The sequence below is a fragment of the Aetokthonos hydrillicola CCALA 1050 genome (assembly GCF_017591665.1).
Classification (GTDB): domain Bacteria; phylum Cyanobacteriota; class Cyanobacteriia; order Cyanobacteriales; family Nostocaceae; genus Aetokthonos; species Aetokthonos hydrillicola.
The window spans coordinates 63,515-83,482 of the sequence record NZ_JAAKGC010000030.1 but is presented as its reverse complement, the minus strand read 5'-3'; the positions used below and the strand labels follow the sequence as shown (position 1 = coordinate 83,482).

The window sequence follows — 19,968 nt, the reverse complement described above, 5'->3', positions numbered from 1 at the left end:
TGAAGAGGCTTTGTTAGCAATATTCCCAGACAACAGCTCACCCGAACAACTGCGCGAATTCTCGAATGCTATTTGTCGAGCTAGGGTAACGCAAGTGCTGCCAGAATTAAGCAAAGTAGAAATTATCGGTGATAAAACTCATTTATCAACTGAAAAAGCTTACTTTGCAGTTATTATCAGCTTACCATTACCACAGCTAAAAGTTTGTTTTCAAGGTGACCCTATAGGTGTAGAACTTGCTCGGCAAGAACTGTCAACATGTGGTTACAATAATCAAAATTCGTTATTTGTTCGAGAAGTAGCACAAGTTTCAGACGCCAACTACTACATAGAAGCTGAAAAAAATCAATACTGGATTAAAAAAGCTTCAGATAAAAGTCCGTTAGTGACACCGGTTCCAGAAATACCATCTCTAGCTAGAGACGATTACACACCAGAGTTTGCACATCAAGTCATTCAACGATTAGAACACATTGCACGTTGGCAGAATATTCTCGACTTGAACACTCCACTCACAAGCCAAATTAAACTAAATGATGTGGAGATGGAAGTAATCATCTGTTCAGCAGAGAAAACAATTTCCTCAAAACAAACAACTTCCGAAATGCGTGCTGAGTACACTTATAATAATGGTAAGTGGACAGCACCAACCATACAGATCAAAATCACAAATAATAGCCAAAAAGACCTCTACTTTCAGGTAGTAGAACTAGCTGGAGATTACGAAGTTTGCATTCCTCCTTTCTTCGAGGAAACAACTAGTTTATTCTTACCAAAAAAATCACAACCAGGCGCAATCTTGACAAGTCGAAAATTGAGTTATGTAATTCCAAAAAGTTTTTTATCACGCGGCATTACTGAATACCAAGAAATTTTCAAGTTAATTGTCAGCACTTCAGAGTTTGATGCTGGGTTGCTACAGCAACCAGGACTTGATTCGCCACCACCCAAAAGTCGTTCTTCAGGAGGATTAAAAGGTTCCTTAAATCACTTAATGCATAATATCTATAATCGCGAAACTACTAGTTCTGAAGATAATACAGACACAAGTAACGATAATTGGATGACAAAACAAGTCTCTCTTACCCTTACACGACAAGACAATGTCGCCGACGCCATTGATCAAGCTCATAACGCATCTTGTGCTAGGGTTTAGAGCTATTGAAAGGGAGCAGAGGAGCAGGGGCGCAGTGAGGAGTTTTCAGTGATCAGTGATCAAGGGGTATGGTGGCAGACTTAAACCCAAAGATGAACACATAACTGATAACTGATAACTGATAACTGATAACTGTTTATCTGCCCTATGCCCCATATATATAGACATTTAAAATTGCAGTATTTTACCAAAAGCAGGTACACATTTTATGCCTGAATTCAAAAACAGTTACGCAATCGTTATTGGTATCAGCAAATATGCCGAACCTAGTTGGCAATTAAAAACTGCTACAAATGACGCTAATAAACTCATAAAAGTTTTGAGAGATATATATAACTATGACGTTTTACCTATTTTAGATGAACAGGCTACAAGTAAAACGCTTAATGAATTATTAACAAATTTTGAAAACCAAATTATCCCCTTGTCTGATGGTAGCAAAAAAGTAGAACCTAATGACCGTGTTTTATTTTACTTTGCTGGGCATGGTATTGCTATTAAAGGGGATGAAAAAGATGATGGACCTCAAGGCTTTATCTATCCCCAAGATGCTATGAGAGGTGACAACAGTAGGTTGTTACCAATGCGACGACTGCATAATAGTCTAGTGAAACTAGAAAGCCGTCATTTGTTAATTATCTTAGATTGCTGCTTTGCTGGGAGCTTCCGTTGGGTCGTTAGACAAGCAGAACTATCGCAAGAACAAATGTACTTAGAACGCTATAAACGTTATATTACTGGTTGCGCACAAGAAGTTATTACCTCGTCTGCATATAACGAAACAGCCGCAGATGTCTTGTACGGCTTTGGGGACAGGGGAGAAGACGGTCAACACTCTCCCTTTGCAAAAGCACTACTTGAAGCTCTAGATCCAGCAAATGAAAAAAACGCAGATACTAACAAAGATAGTGTTATTACAACTACTGAGATTGTTCAATATATAGAAGATAAATTTCTAGATTTGAACACCGGACAAACTCCTGGATATTGTCAACTTAAAAAACATGATTTTGGTAAATATTTATTTTTTACACCAGAATTTGATGCAGATAGATCGTTAAGAAAAGCTCCGCTACCTGATGAAAAAGATCCAAGATATCCCTACAAAGGATTGCTATCTTTTGAAAAAGAAGATCAAGATAAATTTTTTGGGAGAAAAAGGTTAATTGAAAAACTAGAGGAGAAGGTTAATAAGGAACCACTGACTGTTGTTTTAGGAACTTCTGGCTCAGGAAAATCTAGCTTAGTGAAAGCAGGACTTATACCTAAATTAGAAGAACCTGAATTTCAAATTTTAGATCCTGTTCGCCCTGGGGATTCTCCTATAACTGCTTTAGCACGAGAACTTCATAAGCTTGAGGTTTCAAATTTTCAAGGCAGTAAAACTGAGATTTTGGTAAATAAGCTTAACGAAGACTCCTCTTATTTTGCTGATATAGTTGGTAATTGGACTTTAAGAAATCTTAACAGAAAATTACTATTATTCATTGATCAATTTGAAGAATTAGTCACTCTGTGTCATTCTGAAAAAGAGCAAAAGCGGTTTTTACAACAGTTAGCTAAGGCAATAGTCGAATACCCTCAACAGTTACGTATTGTTGTTACACTACGCTCAGACTACGAACCTGTATTGCGTTCGCTACTTCAATCTGAATTTAAAGAAAAAGCTCAAGTCTATTTGGCAAGAGGGCGGCTTCAAGTGTCACAAATGACTCGTGAAGAATTACGAGAAGCAATTGCGGAACCGGCTGAAAAGATAGCCTTATTTTTTGAGGGACAAACACAAGAATCAGAAAGTCTTTTAGTAGACAAGTTGATTGATGACGTGATAAATATGCCTGGCGGTTTATCATTACTTTCTTTCACTCTTAGTGAACTCTACCGCAAATTTTTTAAGAATGTTCAAGAATATCCAGAATACAACCGGATTATTACACACAGGGATTATGAAGAATTGGGTAAAGTCACTGGTAGCCTTACCAAAAGAGCTGATGAAATATACCATAAGTTAGTGAATAAAAACCCAGAATATAGCAAAATCATTAAACATGTAATGTTAAGGATGGTGGCGGAAAGTAGTGGTGATTTAGCTCGCAGACGAGTTTTTATGAAGGAACTCGAATATCCAAAGCCAGTTAAAGAAAAAGTCGATGACGTAATACAAGAGTTTACAGCAGCGCGGTTACTGGTAAAAGGACAAGATGAGAACGGACATGAATATGTTGAACCAGCTCATGATGCTTTGGTACGTGGATGGAGTCATCTGCGCGAGTGGTTACAACCTAAACAGCAGAATTTAGTAGAAAATGTCATTACTATACAACAGAGGTTAACCGCTGCTGCACAGGAGTGGGATAGTCACAAACCCGGTGATTTTCATTGGAATACTAATCCTTATAATTGGTTAAAATATTTTCGAAAAAGATACGATCAAACAAAGTTTTTATGGGATACAAACCCATATTTGGAAGTTCTAAAAAAAATACTTTACTCATCAGATAATTGGTTCAATCAGCTAGAATCACAATTTGTGCGGCTTAGTTTACAAAAACGAAAAAACAACAAACGACTGAGAGACAGTTTGCTTTTTGGTCTGTTTTTTCTCATATCAGCTATTGCTTTTATTCAGTGGCGTCAAACTCAAATTGAACAGATAGAAAAATTCCTAGCTTCTAGCGAAGTGTCTTTTAACTCCAGCCAGCAGTTAGAAGCATTAGTCAAAAGTTTGAATGCGGCTAAACAACTAGAATTACCAATAGGAATAGAAACTAATATCAAGTCACAGACAATGACTGCTCTCGATCAAACAGTTTACTGGTTACGAGAACACAACGATTGGTTAGCACATAACGCTACGATCAGGAACATCAAGTTTAGCCCTAATGGACAGATCATTGCTTCAGCAAGTGTTGACGAAACAATTAAACTTTGGGATTTAAAAGGCAATTTGCTCAATACTCTTAAAGGGCATAAAAATATAGTTAATAGTGTAAGTTTTAGTCCAAATGGACAAATCCTAGCTTCAGCTAGTTATGACAGAACTATCAAACTCTGGAGTATTAACGGCAAAGTACTTGATAATAAAAGCAATGAGCATACAGCAGAGATTTATAGTGTGAGTTTTAGTCCGGATGGGAAGATACTAGCTTCAGCTAGTTGGGATGGAACTGTTAAACTCTGGAGTGTGAATGATAGTAAGTTAAAGTTACTTAAGACCGTTGAACTTCTACAAGAAACTCCTGAAGCTGGAAAAAAAGGTAACAATCATCAGAGTACTTCTTTCAACTTTAATGGAGTTAGCTTTAGCCCTGATGGTAAGTTAATTGCGGCAGGTAGTGAAGATAAAAAAGTGTGGATTTGGGATCAAAATGGTAAGCTACTCAGAATATTACCGGGGCATCGCGCTCTCGTTTATAGCGTCAGCTTTAGTCCAGACAGTAATATATTAGCTTCTGCAAGTGCTGACAACACCATTATACTCTGGAATGTTCAAAAAGGTAAACAAATTACAACCCTTCATGGACATAAATCTGATGTTTATAGCATAGCCTTTAGCGCTGATGGAAAAACTTTGATTTCTGCGAGCAAAGACAACACCATCAAATTCTGGAGTGTCAAAGATGGCAAAGATCTAAAAACTTTGACATATAGTAATCCTATTCGTACCGTTAATATTAGCCCGGATGGTAAGCTTCTAGCTTCAGGAGGTATTGACGCTGATATCAAACTCTGGCGCACTGATGGTGATGACGTTATTCCTCTTACAGGGCATAGTCAAACACTATTTACTATTAGTATCAGCCATGATGGTAAGACTGTGGCTACTGGAGGTAGTGAACACGATATTAAACTCTGGAGAAAGTTCGATGGGAAAGAACTAAGGACACTCGTTGGTCATGAAAGTGAGATTACTACCACCACCTTTAGTCCAGATGGTCATATACTAGCATCAGGTGATATTAATGGAAATATAATACTTTGGGATCCAGCGAATGGGGTAAAACTGACAACGCTAACAAAACATCTCGACAGGGTTGGTGGCTTGAGCTTTAGTCCAGATGGTATGATATTCGCTTCAGGAAGTGATGACAAATTTATCAAGCTTTGGGATAGACAAGGTCATTTAATTGCAACATTGCCAGAGCAAAAAAATAAAGTTCTCAGCATCAGCTTTAGTCCAGACGGTAAGACGATAGCTTCAGGGAGTATAAGTACTATCACACTTTGGGATGTAGAGCAGCGTCGAGTTATTAAGACACTTTCAGCATCGATGGGAGGAGTTAATAGTCTCAGTTTTAGTTCTGACGGTAAAATTTTAGCTTCAGGAAGTAACAACACAACTATTAAACTCTGGAGCATTCCTGACGGTAAGCTACTTAACACACTAAAAGGACATATTGGAAGTATTAATAGTGTGAGTTTTCGTCCTAATTCAGATATTTTAGCATCAGGAAGTGATGACAAAACTATTAAAATCTGGAATACAACGAAAGGCGAAGAAATCACTACTCTCAAAGGACACTCGCAGCAGGTTTATAGCGTTAGCTTTAGTGATGATGGCAAAACACTAGCTTCAGCAAGTGCTGATAATACTGCGCTGCTTTGGGAGACGGAACTATTGAATTTCGACAACGCATTCGCAAGGGGTTGTTACCTGATAAAAAATTATCCTAATAATGACACATCAATAAAAAATATCTGCGACAATACTTTGCCAAAGTTGAGAATCAGCTTTGGGGAAAAAATCCTTGTACAAAATCGACCTTATCGCGCAAAAATTGCTGGAGTAGATGCGTTTATTGATGGTAAATTTACTGAAGCTGCGACAGATTTTCAAAATTATTTAAAGCAAAATCCTAACGATCCAGAAGCATTAATTTATAAAAATAATGCGGAAATTGGTGATCACAAATCTTATACGATCGCTGTTTCAGTTCCTCTAGGTAGCAATGTTAATGGTTCATTAGAAATTTTGCGAGGAGTTGCCCTAGCACAAAATGAAATTAACCTAGCAGGTGGTATAAAGGGTGTAAAGCTGCGAGTATTAATCGCTGATGATGAAAATGATCCTAGCGTTGCTCAAAAAGTTGCGATCGCATTAACAGAAATGCCCAATGTACTAGGTGTTGTTGGAAACTTTACTAGCGATGTCGCTAAAGTAACAAGCAAAGTTTATAGTGATAAAAGACTAGTAGCAATTTTTCCAGTTAGCACTTCAGTCAATCTAAGATATGTGTCTGGATTTGGTAAGTATCTTTTCCGCACTGTTCCCAGCAATCAACAAACTGCAGAAGCCTTAAATGACTATATGCAGAAGCGTCAACTAGATACCAGAAACATCACCATTTTCTATAACTCTAAAAATGACTATAGTAGTTCTTTGAAATCAGAAATTGAACGAACAATAAAATCCCAGTATATAGTGAGTAAATTTGATTTTTCTTTGAGAGATTTTAATGCTCAGAAAAGTATTGGTGATTCAATTAAAGCTGGCGCAGAAATTATGCTACTATTACCTGATTCGGAAAAATTGAATCCAGCTTTGGAAGTTTTAAATGAAAACGCAAAAAAACGGCGTATGTTAGTTTTAGGTGGGGATAGTTTATACTCGCCTGTCACCTTAGAACTTGGTGGAGAAAGTGCTAATAGAATGATTGTTGCGGTTCCTTGGGATTGGAAAACTGCTCATAAATCTGGTTCAAAATTTACTGCTTCATCTCAGCATCTCTGGGGAGGATTGGTAAGCTGGCGAACAGCCACGTCTTATGATGCAACAAAAGCGTTAATCGCTGCTTTGCACAGAAAAAACACTCGTGAGGGTATAGCTGAAACCTTGCAAGCAAAAGATTTTAGTGCTGACGGAGCAAGTGGTAAGATTCAGTTTAATAGCGGCGAAAGTTCTCAAAAAAGCCACTTAGTGATAGTTGAGCGCACAGAAGGTAAACTGGGCAATAAGAGCAACTATGATTTCGTTCCTATTCCATAACATTGGTAATAACTTCAAGTTGGCGGATTTAAAATGACTTAGAGTAAGAGATAATTTATAAAGTAAACATTAAGACTCTGTAGGTTGGGTTGTAGCTTGCTTCCCCGTAGGGGTACGGAGTGAAACCCAACAAAGACAAGGATTTGATGTGTTGGGTTACCCTGCGGGAAGCCGCCTTTGGCGTCTACGTTCCTCAACCCAACCTACATTTGTATCAATCATTTTTTGAATTGGTATTACATCCTTATAAGAATCAATCCCAAATATTTGGAGTCTTAAGTTTTGTATCGGGGTCATTGGAAAAGATGTGCTATTACAGATAATAGAGCGATCGCGCTTTTACTACGGCAGGTAGATCACCCTGAAAACAACAGTGAAGGAGCACATCTATTCTTTTGTAAAACGACAATATGCTCACTAATATACGCCGTCTATTTAGTCAATTTTTTAATAGCTCAAGGACAATTAACAACGAACCATTAAATAAAGTGAGTTTGATTGTCATTATTTTGATTGACATTTTTATCTTAATCAATGTTTTTACTGGACTAGATGATATTAGTAGATGGTATCTCAGCCCTTCAGAGGCTTATCCGTGTTATGCTGACTGGCAAAACTACAAAACAGAAACCACGAAAGATAAAGACTATCAAATTATTAAGATTTCCTTACCATATGAGAGAGACAATCAGATTAGTCAAAAGCAAACATATCAACAAGCTGCAGAAAAACATTTAGGGAAAGTTTCACCAACATGTTTGAACTATGCCGAATACAAAGATAAAATTAACAATTCCGAAAATCGGCAAACTGTAAAATCTATTGACCAGAAGCAAACACAAATCAGTACTCTTAAAAAAGAGAATAGTAATATTCGCAGTCAATATGACTCGACTCTTTTAGAAAAAATCGCAGGTCAAACCCGTGAACAATCAATTAATGAAGTTGGGGCTGAAAAAGCAAAACAAGAGTTAGACGAAAATAATCGTACAATTACAACCCTTGAAAAGGAAATTGATAATCTCAAAAATGGATTAGTTGCTAAACCAGAAAGTACTAACTTTATAGCTTTTCTAAAAAATGAGGAGAAATTTAGTAAAGTTAAGCAAGATTATCAACGAGCATCCTTTTGGTATCCAAGTATTCAATTTGGTTTTCAGGCTCTTTTTCTTTTACCGCTAATTGTCGTCGCTTTATTAGTCTATAAACTCGCTCAACGAAAGGGATATGGACTTATCTTACTGATGAGTTGGCATTTGCTAGTTATTCTTTTTATCCCGTTAATCTTTAAAATCTTTGAATTTCTTCAAGTTGGTGCAATATTTCAGTTTCTTGTCGAAATTATTGGCAAACTTTTAAATGGATTACTTTTTCTCATCAGTTATATTTATATCCTGCTAATTCCAGTAATTGGTTTTGGAATTATCAAGGTTTGCCAAAAAGTTATCTTCAATCCTAAACTTCAAGCAGTTAGCAGAGTCCAAAAATCCCGTTGTAGCAAGTGTGCAAAAAAAATTCGCCATAACGACGCTTATTGTCCCTATTGCGGTTATTATCAATACATTGAATGTCAAAATTGCCATAATCTTACTTACAAAAATTTACCATACTGTAAAACCTGTGGAGACGTTCAAGATTTAACTAGCCGCTTGCCATAATAGAGTCACCCAAGCACAAAATGAAATTAACCTAGCCATGATATTGGTAATAGGATTTTCCTGTGTCTTGCCATATCGCATCAATCGTTAGAGGATGTTTGAAAAGTCATGATTGATGTATCAAACATTTTTTACCCCACCCTAACCCTCCCCTTATAAAGGGGAGGGAACTAGATTTTCCTTGTTTCCCCCCTTTATACCAATTCACGAAAAATTTGATATAAATGTAGGTTGGGTTTCGTTCCTCAACCCAACACCTCGAAGCCTTGTCTTTGTTGGGTTTCACTTCGTTCAACCCAACCTACCCAATCTGTTTGATTCTTTTCTAGAATTGGTATTACAAGGGGGGATTAAGGGGGGTAATAATGTGATGAAAATCATAGCTAATCACTTTTCAAACACCCTCTTAGAGGTTAACTGGTGCTTGCCAATATCTTAGTATTTACGATGCAATCTGCTTTTAACAAACTAAAATTCTGGGTTTCTAAAACTGAACAGTCTTTGATTAATCTTGCTAAAGCTGGAGTAGTAGATTGTTCCAAGTTGCTTAGAGCTTGTGTAAAAGCAGGTTGAAAACTTTTGAGCCAGGTTTTTTTGCTCAGATACTGAGCCTCAAAAGCTGTGCGTTCCAGCAGCCAGAAATTAACTTTGTACTTTTGAATAAGTTGTTTCGCCGTTGCTAAATTCTGACTGTACTGAGCATAAATCAAATCGCTGGTACGTTGGCGGATTTGGGAGTAGTAGCCGAGATGGAAAGGAAGTGCATATTCTCTACCTACTAAAATAGATCTTTGGCCAAAAGTCGGTATATTATCAGCCTCGTCAGCCAAAGTTGCAATAACAGTATCTTTAGGTTGCTTTTGCAGGAATTTATACAATACTGATTCCTCAGAGTGCCGATAGTCGGTTGTTGGGAAGCGTCCCGACAAATGAGGATAGAAAACAAGTGTAGCGGCTAAAGTCAGTGTTAATACTAACTGCCACTTACGTCTTTGTTCCTTTACAACACGGAGAAACCCATCCAACATGACAGTTAAAGTGATAGCAGCAGCAACAGCCATGACAATTCGCAGAGTATGAACCGTGTAACGGGTGGGGAAAAATAGCTTTAAAATCAAGGCATGGGCAGCAAAAAACAGCGTTAAGGACACTATGATAATTTGCGGCAATATTTTGACTTGAGTATTGATCAGATTGATCAAGGGGAAGCGGGATGGATATCGCACTATCACTGGTAAGAACAACCCCATCCAAATTAGGGGAGGCATTAACGGTGGTAGTATACCACTATGTTGTCCAATGAACCAAAATCGCCAGAAATTATTGTCAAAAAAAGGATGTCGTCCTTGTGCCCAGAATTCTGGCATTTTCCAGGCTTGGGACGCACTGACAACTGGTCCAAATTTCTGTGAGGCGATCGCATAGGGTAACATGACTAGAAATCCTAATCCCAGCATCACTATTAGCCAAACATAATTATTGCGCGATCGAATAAACAAGAGTCCTAAAGAAATCAATAATAGTGGAGGATAAAAAAGTCCTTCAAGTACAATTATTAAACAAATAATTAACCAAGATTCTCGCAAGAGATAGTAGAAAAATGCTAACAACAATGGATATATAAAAGACTTAGGTGTAGCAGAAACCAAGTCACTCTTAAACCAAAGACTCTGATTTAGCAGTAAAGTAGCAATAAATCCAACAATCGGCACTGGAAGAATTTCGAGACACAGCCAAAAACAATAGATAGTGACAATTAAGCCCAGCACAATGGGCAAGATTTTACTCAACAATAAAGGATGAATGCCTAGACTAGCCATTAATTTGTAAACAGTAGAAAATCCTAATGGCGTAATCGATTTGAAATAATCTGCAATCAAATCATGAGGCATTAACTCTGGATCAACAAACCGCTGCATCCAAAATACGTATTCTCGTGCATCATCCTGAGCTACGTACTCGCTGCTAAAGGCTTTTTGTAGTCCTAAAACACCATATAATCCTGCAAATACCAGACTCAGACTTAACCAGAAAAAAAGCAATTTTTTGGTGTGTTTCTCATACTCAGAAGATGTTTCATGAACAGAAGCAGTTAAAAATTTATGCACTTGGGCTAACATTACAAAGTTAGGGTTAGGGGTTGGTTCTGATCAGGACAAAACTGTCTAACGGTGACAAGCAGGTTAGTGATTCTGTTCTAATTCAGGGCGCACAAAGAGGCTCGTACAAACTTTTAACCCATCAAGTTAAATTCAAGCAAGGTTTAAGTTTGGTATAATCTCAGTACGCTACTCCCCATCATTATGACCACAACTTCTAAAAAACTGACCCTTGAGGAGTACTTGAATTACGACGATGGCACCGACACCCAATACGAGCTGGTGGCTGGAGAGTTAGTTGCAATGCCACCAGAAAGCCCGAAAAACGTTCAAATTGCGATATACTTACTATCACAATTCCTCAAGTTTGTTTCCCTCAAAAGATTGAGTAATAAAGCGGAAATTGTCATTAGTGGTAGACGTGCTACAACTCGCATCCCAGATCTGGTTGTGCTAACGGATGAACTTGCAGCTATTTTACAAGGTGCAACGCGATCAACTATTACTCTCGATATGCCCCCACCTGCTTTGGTTGTTGAAGTTGTTTCTCCTGGTAAGATAAACGAAGATAGGGATTATCGTTACAAACGTTCAGAATATGCTGCTAGGGGAATTTCTGAATATTGGATCGTTAACCCCCAAACTAATAAAGTTAGCATGCTGACGCTGGTTGAGGGACTTTATGAGGAGAAGATATTTGAAGGAAGTACAGCGATCTCGTCAGACACTTTTCCACAACTGCGGCTAACTGCACAGCAGATACTCACCGCAGGAGAAGGCTGAAGGTTAGACATCCGACGAAATTCTCCGTAACTACCTTAGAAAATATACAGGCTTGTTTAGTTTATGCTAACGCTCTTTCAATACCGATGAATAATCACAATGGCAGAATTAACAATTCAAATACCCGATGAACTTGCTCAACGTCTAGAACCACTGCAAAATCGCTTACCCGAATTGCTTTGGCGGCTGTTAGACATTGATCATCTACTTTCAACCTCTCAGCCTAAAACTCAAGCTGAGACTACCGATATTACGGCAGTTTATCAAGAAGTTCTTGATTTTTTGATAAAGCGTCCCACACCTGAAGAAATTATTACTTTTAAAGTTTCATTACCAGTTCAAAAACGCCTGCAAGAATTATTAGAAAAAAATCGTTCTGCAACAATCAGTACAATGGAATTCGCAGAATTAGATGTTTATGAGCAATTAGAACACATGATGATTTTACTAAAAGCACGAGCTTATACAGAATTAAATAAATGACTTCTAATTCAATTGATACCGAAGTACGTAAGCTAGTCATTGAGAGAGCCGCTGGACGCTGTGAATATTGCTTAATTCATCAAGATTTTTCAATTTATACTCATGAAGTTGACCATATTATTGCTGTAAAGCATGGGGGTGAAACAATTGCTGAAAACTTGGCACTTTCATGTTTGTCTTGCAACCGTCATAAAGGTTCGGATTTCGCGACTATAGACCGATTTACTAAAGAGATTGTCCCATTGTTTAACCCGCGTCGTCTGGCTTGGGATGAACATTTTTATTTTGAGGGCGCGAGAATAGAAGGGAAAACTCAGATCGGTCAAGGGACTGCAAGACTGCTTCAGTTTAATGTTCCTAATCGTGTGCTTCAACGGCAAGCATTAATCAATCAAAAACAATATCCTTAAACTAAGTGTGTTACATATTAAATATGAGAATGCGATTGCACTCTGCATAGGGCTCTTGTCAATCACTTTGTTAAGGTTACATTGTAACTTTAGAAAGACCTTTCATATTTCAATCGCTTTGTTAAGGTTACATTGTGACTCTAGAAAGACTTTTCATATTTCAAGCAAGCAATACCCTGAATGAGCAGAGTCAGTTGCTGAGCATACAGGGGACAGGAGAATAGTTAAGGGATCGCACTTCACGTAGAGCTGAGTTATCGTATTCTTAGTCATTAAACTAATTCCTAAGCGCTGGCTTCGATAGTGTGTGCTAATACATAGAGCGATCGCAAAGCTGCTTAGAGAACTAGGGTTGGAGTGTTATTTATTTTACACTATTTTCGAGTACCAGCGTCGTCGCACAGGGTGTGATCTGTAACATTAGGATTTCTCTTTACATAATTACCTACCCAATCACAACTCACTGCTAGTATTTCATCAAGTCCCCCAACTTGCCATAAGCGAGCAGTTCCGTCCTCTCCACCAGTAGCCAACAGCTTACTATTGGGGCTGAATACTACACTATTGACCGTACCTTGCTCTCCCTTGAGAGCAGCTAATTGTTTACCTGATGTATCCCATATGCGAGCAGTTCCGTCGTTTCCACCAGTAGCCAAAAGCTTACCATCTGGGCTGAATACTACACTCCAGTCCACATCTTGATCAGCCTTGAGAACAGCTAATTGTTTACCTGATGTATCCCATATGCGAGCAGTTGTGTAGTAGTATCCACCACGACCATCAGTAGCCAAAAGCTTACCATCTGGGCTGAATACTACACTTGTGACCTCACCGTTATGACCCTTGAGAACAGCTAATTGTTTACCGGATCCCATACCACGAAAGGTTTGAAGTTCCTACAAGGTTGCTTAGATGAGGAGTTGGCGCGTGATCTGTTTGGTCGAGTAAGGTTTTGAAGTCGGGAGCAATGCGATCGCCACCACAATCCTAAAATTGTTGGGTTACCCTGCGGGAAGCCGCCAGGGGCGTCTACGTTCCTCAACCCAACCTACGTAAAATTAGTCATACCATTTCACGAAAAAAATGAAACAGATGGGTAGGTTGGGTAGAACGAAGTGAAACCCAACACATCAAAGCCTTGTCTTTGTTGGGTTTCGTTCCTCAACCCAACCTACGTAAAATTAGTCATACCATTTCACGAAAAAAAATGAAACAGATGGGTAGGTTGGGTTGTAGCTTGCTTCCCCGTAGGGGTACGAAGTGAAACCCAACACATCAAAGCCTTGTCTTTGTTGGGTTTCGTTCCTCAACCCAACCTACATTTGTATCGATCATTTTTTGAATTGGTATCAGTTTTAACCCAAGTAGCATTTTGCTTTAACGATTCCTTAAAAGTAGCTTAATAGATCACGCTTATTCTGTAGAGCAAATCGCATTATTGCGACTTGCGTGAGTTTCTTTCTGAAAAATTTACCCAGAATATCGACTAATCAAAGTGAAAAGACTTAATAGGCGTACAATAATCAAAGCTATCTCTGCAGCACCAGCATTCGTTGGACTTTCTGCCCTTTTATCAAAAGCAAAGGCGGGAGATGGCTCTAGGTTTGAAGTTTGGTTTATTAGACATGGTGAGAGTGAAATCAACGTTTTACCTCCGCAATCAAATCTGCCTCTAGACGAAGGGGTTACTTATCCTCTCACACTTAAAGGTATTCAGCAGGTTAAGGATCTTGCTTCGTCGATTAAAGATATTGATGTTTCGGCTATTTTCACTTCAACCCGCTTACGAACTGTCCAAACCGCTGACGCTCTATCGTTTGAAAAAAATATTCAATTACAACTTGCTCCTCAAATTGTCGAGGTTAATTTTGGCACAACGACCTCACAGCCACAAATCTTGCAAATACTATCAGATTGGTTGCTAAATGGTCTATACGATACAAAAGCTCCTGGTGGAGAGAGCTATAACGATCAGCGAGAGCGTTTTATACCATTTGTTACCCAAACAATAGAGCAATATTCATCCACTCCTAAAGTGCTGATATTTGTAGCACATGGTGCTATCTTGGCTACTATGCTGCCTCTATTGTTTAAGAATGTCTCAGGGCAATTCTCGCTAGCTAATATATTACCAAATACGGGTATTGTCAAAGGAAAGCTAGTCCATGGGCGTCTTGTCTGTACAGATTGGAATGGAAAAAAGCCCCAGTAGTGATATTTTAGCTTTTGTTTGACTTGTGCAAAAAGCAGCTTAGTCAGGGGGCGATTGGGAAGCGCAGTGGCGAACCAGCGATCGCCACTTTATTCAAACTAATGTCCTTCAGCAGCAACCGCTTCTGCTTTCGTTCGATGCAACGTTCCTGGAGCTTCTTCTGGTGGCGTATAAATAGTGAAGAGCTTCAGCGCTACAGAGCCAGTGTTGATAAAATTATGCAATGTGCCTGCTGGAACAACAACCATTGAGTTTGCTTCAACTGTGCTGCGATCGCCGTTCAACACAGCTTCACCTGTCCCAGCAACGAATACTAACACTTGGTCTACATCGTGGGTTTCCTCGCCAATTTCATCGCCTGGCTCAATACTCATCAACACGATTTGACTATGCTGATTTGTCAGAATTTCTTGGCGAAAAAAGCTATTCTCTTTTGCCAGTGCAACGATATCTTTGTTAAAAATTGTCATTTGGATTACTTCTCTGTTGTGCTTGCGAGGGACGAGCCTTTGGATGTGCTTAGAATTAAGTTACTACTGTAAAGTAGCTTAATTTAAGAATATACAGATGTTGACGCGTAACAACTTTATTAGCACACAACGACACCTCTACAGAAACTGTAGAAGTGCCAGAGTGTGTTATGTTCAGGATCTTTATAAAAGCTGACCCCGTTTGAAATAAGAGTTGTAATCTTTGAGTTAGATTCTCATAAAACTGGCAATTTTTCTTAATGTTTAAGCATTTCTTTAGATTTGCTGAATTTTTCTCTCATATTAGTTTTCCTAACCGATATGACCAATGATCCGCCAAAGTTCCTATATAAAGGGTTTTCCCAACTCTGGAGAAATTTCATTCCTAGAGAGGTAATGTTTAACGACGGTTATTTTGTTAAGATTTTTTATTTGTATTAAAAATTACATACGATTTACTTAGATAGTACTCTCATGTTAGTTGCTGTTATTAGCCAATGGAGTACGGGAATTTGCCCTCTTGAGTGCAGCGCTCTTGGCGATAGCTTCGCTGGTGCGCGGAGCGTAGATCGCACATAATTAGTCTTGGAAGGTGCAAAAGCTAAGACCAAAAGCACAGCCATAATTTCAGTAAAGAATGTAGCGAAATTTGATACCATTATGACTCAACCTCTACCCCAGCTTGTAACCTTTGAAGAATTCACAGAATGGCGACCGACCGGGGGACGGTACGAACTACACGATGGAGTCATTGTTGAAATGGTTCAACCAGTAGGTGACCATGAAGATATTGTGGGCTTCATAGCAGGTAAAATCAGCTTTGAATATGTTCGGTTAAACTTACCCTACTTTATTCCAAAAACAGCACTAGTCAAACCAGAGAAAAATGAATCGGGTTATTCACCTGATGTTTTATTACTCAATCGGACGAATCTTGTAAATGAGCCGTTGTGGAAGAAAAAATCAACGGTAATGTACGGTGCTTCAATTCCATTAGTTGTCGAAGTTGTTTCAACTAATTGGGATGATGACTACTATATGAAGTTTGGTAAATACGAAAGCCTTAAAATTCCTGAGTATTGGATCGTCGATTATCTCGGAATTGGAGCTAAAAAGTTTACTGGCAATCCTAAACAACCAACGCTGTCTATCTGCCAGTTAATTGATGATGAATACGAGATTACTCCATTCCGAGGAGGAGATCGCATTATTTCTCGCGCTTTTCCTGAATTAGATTTAACTGCCAAACAAATTTTTCTTGGGCAATACTAAAGATGTGAATAGGAAATAATACGTAAAGTTATGTAAATAACTTGAAAGGTTTGTAGCTGGACTTGAGTGCGCTAAAGCGCAACTACGAACCAAGGTGATTTCCTAGAAAGAAAATACCTGGGGAGTGCGAGTTTCGACTTCGCTCAACTCTCGATCTCTCAGTTGGTTGAGCGAAGTCGAAACCAACGGCTGCGGTATATTTATTCGGTGTAAATCACCCAAGATGATCAGCCTCACTTAGTGCGTGAATGATAAATTAGCAATTTGTGTTATTGTATAACAAATGTTCAATATAAAAAATTATCTAGCAATGCCGAAGATTGTTGATCATGACCAATACCGCAAACAATTGCTAAGTAAGTGCTTTGATTTGTTTGCTGAGAAGGGTTATGCATCCATAACTATGCGGCAGGTTGCTGAAGGTTTAGGCGTTTCTACTGGAACCTTGTATCACTACTTTCCCAATAAAAAGGCTTTGTTTGAGCAATTGGTAGAAGAAATCACTCAGAAGGATTTGCAGTTTGCTATGGATGTGGTGGAAGGGACACACTCTCTATCCCAACGTTTGGAAGCATTGGGAACATACTTACTAGAAAAAGAGGATTATTTCATTAAGTTCATGTGCATCTTGCTCGACTTTTGTCAACATCAAGAGCGCAATGAGATTCAGGGTAGTGTCGTTTTGAGGCGGGTTGATGAGCTACTGCGGCAAACAATCTGTGAATTGTTGGGTATACAAGATCCGAGACTGGCTTCTTTTGTAGTCTGCTTGATCGACGGCATAATCATAGAGCGTTTGTGGGGGAATGAAATAGTTTCTTTCCCTGAACAATTTGCCTTACTAGGGAAAATGCTAACCGCATATCTAGAAAAACATGAGGTGACCAGATGAGTGTGAAAGTATTATTTAAGCCTACCAATCGATGGCTAATTGGTCTAGTCTTAGCTGCTGGGGTAATCTCCACTGGAATAGTTCTGTATAACATTTCTCAGTTTAAAAAAGTCTCTGAGCCTGCGAAACTAACACCTGTTGTTAAAAGAATCACGGCTTTGGGAAGACTAGAGCCAGAAAGTGAGGTGATTCGCTTATCTGCACCCCTAGATTTAGATGGCGATCGCGTTGCTCAAATCTTAGTCAAAGAAGGAGAACAAGTCAAAGCGGGACAAGTTATAGCAATTTTAAATTCCAAAGCGAACTTGCAAGATGCGCTACAACAAGCACAAAAACAGCTTAGCGTTGCTGAAGCTAAACTTGCACAGGTAAAAGCTGGTGCTAAAACGGGAGAAATTCAGGCGCAAGAATCTACTATTCGGCGGTTACAAGCACAGATTGCAGGTGAGATTGCAGTTCAAAATGCGGCGATCGCACGTTGGCAATCAGAAGTCCGTAACACCCGCGCTGAGTATAATCGTTTTCAGCAGTTGTATGAACAGGGAGCAATTTCCACCTCCACCATAGATAACAAGCGCCTAGCTGCCGAAACAGCACAAGCACAGCTTAACCAGTCAAAAGAAACACAAAATAAAACAGTAGAAACACTAAAAGCTGAATTGAGTGAAGCCAAAGCAAACCTTAACAAGATAGCAGAAGTGCGGCCTGTGGATATTCAAGCAGCAAAAAGGGAAGTAGAAAATGCAACTGCATCCGTCAAAAAAGCAGAAACTGCTTTGAAGCAAGCTGATATTAGATCCCCAATGGCGGGACAAATTCTCAAAATTCATGCACGAACAGGGGAAAAGATTGGTGATGCAGGTATCGCAGACTTGGCTGAAACTAAGCAGATGGTAGCAGTGGCAGAAGTTTATCAAACTGATATTGGTAAAGTTAAACTCGGACACAAAGCAGTTATTACAGGTCAAGCTTTTGATGGAGAACTACAAGGAGTGGTTTATCATATAGGCTTGCAGGTAAACCGGCAGAATGTTTTCAGCAACCAGCCAGGAGAAAATCTTGACCGTCGCGTGGTTGAGGTGAAAATTCGCCTGAACCCAGAAGCTAGCAAAAAAGTTGCAGGTTTAACTAACTTGCAAGTTCAAACAGCAATTGAATTATGAAAAGAACTCAGAAGTCAGAATTCAGGAGTCAGAATACCCCATGTCTGAAGTCAAGATTTCAAGATTTTTCCTAGTCTCCAGGATAAAAAAACGGCTTTTCTTACCGCAATTCACACCAATCATACAGAATTTAATTCTGAATTCTGGCTCCTGGCTCCTGAATTCTTTTGCATTATTTTATAACGGACGTTTGATATAAGGAGGAATCAATGCTTCGTCGATGGTTTCGCAAAACCCCCTTAGCATGGCGACAGTTGATGAAAGAAAAAACTCGTGTGACGGTTGCTGTTGCAGGTATTGCCTTTGCTGATATTCTTATGTTCTTACAATTGGGATTTCAAGGTGCGTTGTTTGATGCAGCCGTCAAACCACATCGTAACTTACAAGCAGATTTGGTTTTAATTAATCCTCAATTTCAAACCTTATTTTCCGTTAAAAGCTTTTCAAGAGCCCGTCTTTACCAAGTGTTAAGTTATGAAGGGGTAGAGTCAGTTAGTTATGTTTATGTTGGTACCGGACAATGGCGTAATCCGGCAACTCTTCTGGAACGAGCGATTTTAGTATGGGGAATTGATCCAGTCAAACCTGCATTTAATTTTCCTGAAGTCACGCAAAATCTAGATACTCTCAAGCAACTGAATCAAGTACTATTTGATCAAGCCAGTCGTCCAGAGTATGGGGCGGTCGATATTTTTAAAAAAACAGGTTATTTGGAAGCACAATTGAACCGTAAAACTATTCAAACTGCTGGTTTATTTACCAATGGAGCATCTTTTGCTGCTGATGGTAACGTCATTACTAGTGATTCAACGTTTCTACAACTTTTTCCTGAGCGCCAACGAGATCAGATTGAAGTGGGTTTAATTCACCTCAAACCAAACGCGAATTTAGAAAATGTGCGATCGCAACTCGCTACAGGTTTGCCAAAGGATGTCTTGGTATTGACAAAAGAAGGTTTTGCAGAAATCGAAAAAACTTATTGGGCAAATAGCACTGGTATTGGTTTTATTTTTGGGTTAGGTGTTGTTGTTGGTTTTATTGTTGGAATTGTGATTGTTTACCAAATCCTGTACTCCGATGTTTCAGATCACCTACCAGAATACGCTACCTTAAAAGCAATGGGTTACACGGATCGTTACCTTTTAGTTGTTCTAGTTCAAGAATCGTTATTTCTGGCAGTGCTTGGGTATATTCCTAGTCTTTTATTGGCATTAGGACTCTATCAGATTGTTTATGCTGCAACACTACTACCAATTGCTATGAATGTGGAAAGAGTCATAACGGTCTTACTTTTAACAATCGCTATGTGTAGTATTTCGGGAGCGATCGCCCTACGAAAACTGCAATCTGCTGACCCTGCGGATATATTTTAGAACGAGAATCG

General features: G+C 38.9%; 13 protein-coding genes and 1 pseudogene. 11 read left to right on the top strand and 3 right to left on the bottom strand.

From position 1 onward, the window contains the following. From G4P69_RS17170 to G4P69_RS17160, 3 genes and pseudogenes are all read left to right on the top strand, one after another. Positions 1-1,156: pseudogene (locus G4P69_RS17170) on the top strand (peptidase C14 caspase catalytic subunit p20); the annotation flags it as partial. A 208-nt stretch (positions 1,157-1,364) separates the two neighbouring features. Beyond that, the gene (locus G4P69_RS17165) at positions 1,365-7,142 is read left to right on the top strand and encodes an nSTAND1 domain-containing NTPase (protein WP_208350618.1); all 5,778 of its coding nucleotides are present in this window, start codon (positions 1,365-1,367) and stop codon (positions 7,140-7,142) included. A gap of 410 nt (positions 7,143-7,552) precedes the next feature. Then, entirely contained in the window at positions 7,553-8,800 is a 1,248-nt protein-coding gene (locus G4P69_RS17160) for a hypothetical protein (RefSeq protein ID WP_208340356.1), read from the top strand. 413 nt (positions 8,801-9,213) lie between these two features. On the opposite strand, the gene G4P69_RS17155 is transcribed toward G4P69_RS17160, so the two are convergent. Beyond that, on the bottom strand, positions 9,214-10,908 hold the full coding sequence (locus G4P69_RS17155; protein ID WP_310833955.1) for a hypothetical protein: 1,695 nt from the start codon (positions 10,906-10,908) through the stop codon (positions 9,214-9,216). A 195-nt stretch (positions 10,909-11,103) separates the two neighbouring features. Here G4P69_RS17155 and G4P69_RS17150 point away from each other — a divergent pair, with 195 nt between their 5' ends. From G4P69_RS17150 to G4P69_RS17140, 3 genes are all read left to right on the top strand, one after another. After that, the gene (locus tag G4P69_RS17150; RefSeq protein ID WP_208340357.1) at positions 11,104-11,682 is read left to right on the top strand and encodes a Uma2 family endonuclease; all 579 of its coding nucleotides are present in this window, start codon (positions 11,104-11,106) and stop codon (positions 11,680-11,682) included. Between the two features lie 99 nt (positions 11,683-11,781). Then, complete coding sequence (locus G4P69_RS17145; RefSeq protein ID WP_208340358.1) at positions 11,782-12,165, top strand: hypothetical protein; 384 nt, start codon at positions 11,782-11,784, stop codon at positions 12,163-12,165. Beyond that, the gene (locus G4P69_RS17140) at positions 12,162-12,575 is read left to right on the top strand and encodes an HNH endonuclease (RefSeq protein ID WP_208340359.1); all 414 of its coding nucleotides are present in this window, start codon (positions 12,162-12,164) and stop codon (positions 12,573-12,575) included. The genes G4P69_RS17145 and G4P69_RS17140 overlap by 4 nt, the downstream gene beginning before the upstream one ends. A 374-nt stretch (positions 12,576-12,949) precedes the next feature. Here G4P69_RS17140 and G4P69_RS17135 read toward each other — a convergent pair whose 3' ends face one another. Beyond that, a complete protein-coding gene (locus G4P69_RS17135) occupies positions 12,950-13,450 on the bottom strand; it encodes a WD40 repeat domain-containing protein (RefSeq protein WP_208340360.1) in 501 nt (166 codons plus the stop codon). 620 nt (positions 13,451-14,070) lie between these two features. On the opposite strand from G4P69_RS17135, the gene G4P69_RS17130 reads away from it, so the two are divergent. Continuing rightward, positions 14,071-14,787, top strand: coding sequence for a histidine phosphatase family protein (locus G4P69_RS17130; protein WP_208340361.1), 717 nt, complete (start codon positions 14,071-14,073; stop codon positions 14,785-14,787). 98 nt (positions 14,788-14,885) lie between these two features. On the opposite strand, the gene G4P69_RS17125 is transcribed toward G4P69_RS17130, so the two are convergent. Next, complete coding sequence (locus tag G4P69_RS17125; protein WP_208340362.1) at positions 14,886-15,257, bottom strand: cupin domain-containing protein; 372 nt, start codon at positions 15,255-15,257, stop codon at positions 14,886-14,888. A 660-nt stretch (positions 15,258-15,917) separates the two neighbouring features. Here G4P69_RS17125 and G4P69_RS17120 point away from each other — a divergent pair. From G4P69_RS17120 to devC, 4 genes are all read left to right on the top strand, one after another. Continuing rightward, complete coding sequence (locus G4P69_RS17120; protein WP_208340363.1) at positions 15,918-16,529, top strand: Uma2 family endonuclease; 612 nt, start codon at positions 15,918-15,920, stop codon at positions 16,527-16,529. A gap of 310 nt (positions 16,530-16,839) precedes the next feature. Beyond that, on the top strand, positions 16,840-17,421 hold the full coding sequence (locus G4P69_RS17115; RefSeq protein ID WP_208340364.1) for a TetR/AcrR family transcriptional regulator: 582 nt from the start codon (positions 16,840-16,842) through the stop codon (positions 17,419-17,421). Then, complete coding sequence (locus G4P69_RS17110; protein WP_208340365.1) at positions 17,418-18,584, top strand: ABC exporter membrane fusion protein; 1,167 nt, start codon at positions 17,418-17,420, stop codon at positions 18,582-18,584. The genes G4P69_RS17115 and G4P69_RS17110 overlap by 4 nt, the downstream gene beginning before the upstream one ends. Before the next feature lie 209 nt (positions 18,585-18,793). Continuing rightward, positions 18,794-19,957 carry an ABC transporter permease DevC gene (devC, locus tag G4P69_RS17105; protein ID WP_208340366.1) on the top strand — a complete coding sequence of 388 codons (1,164 nt, stop codon included), beginning with the start codon at positions 18,794-18,796 and terminating at the stop codon, positions 19,955-19,957. The last annotated feature ends 11 nt before the right edge of the window (positions 19,958-19,968 follow it).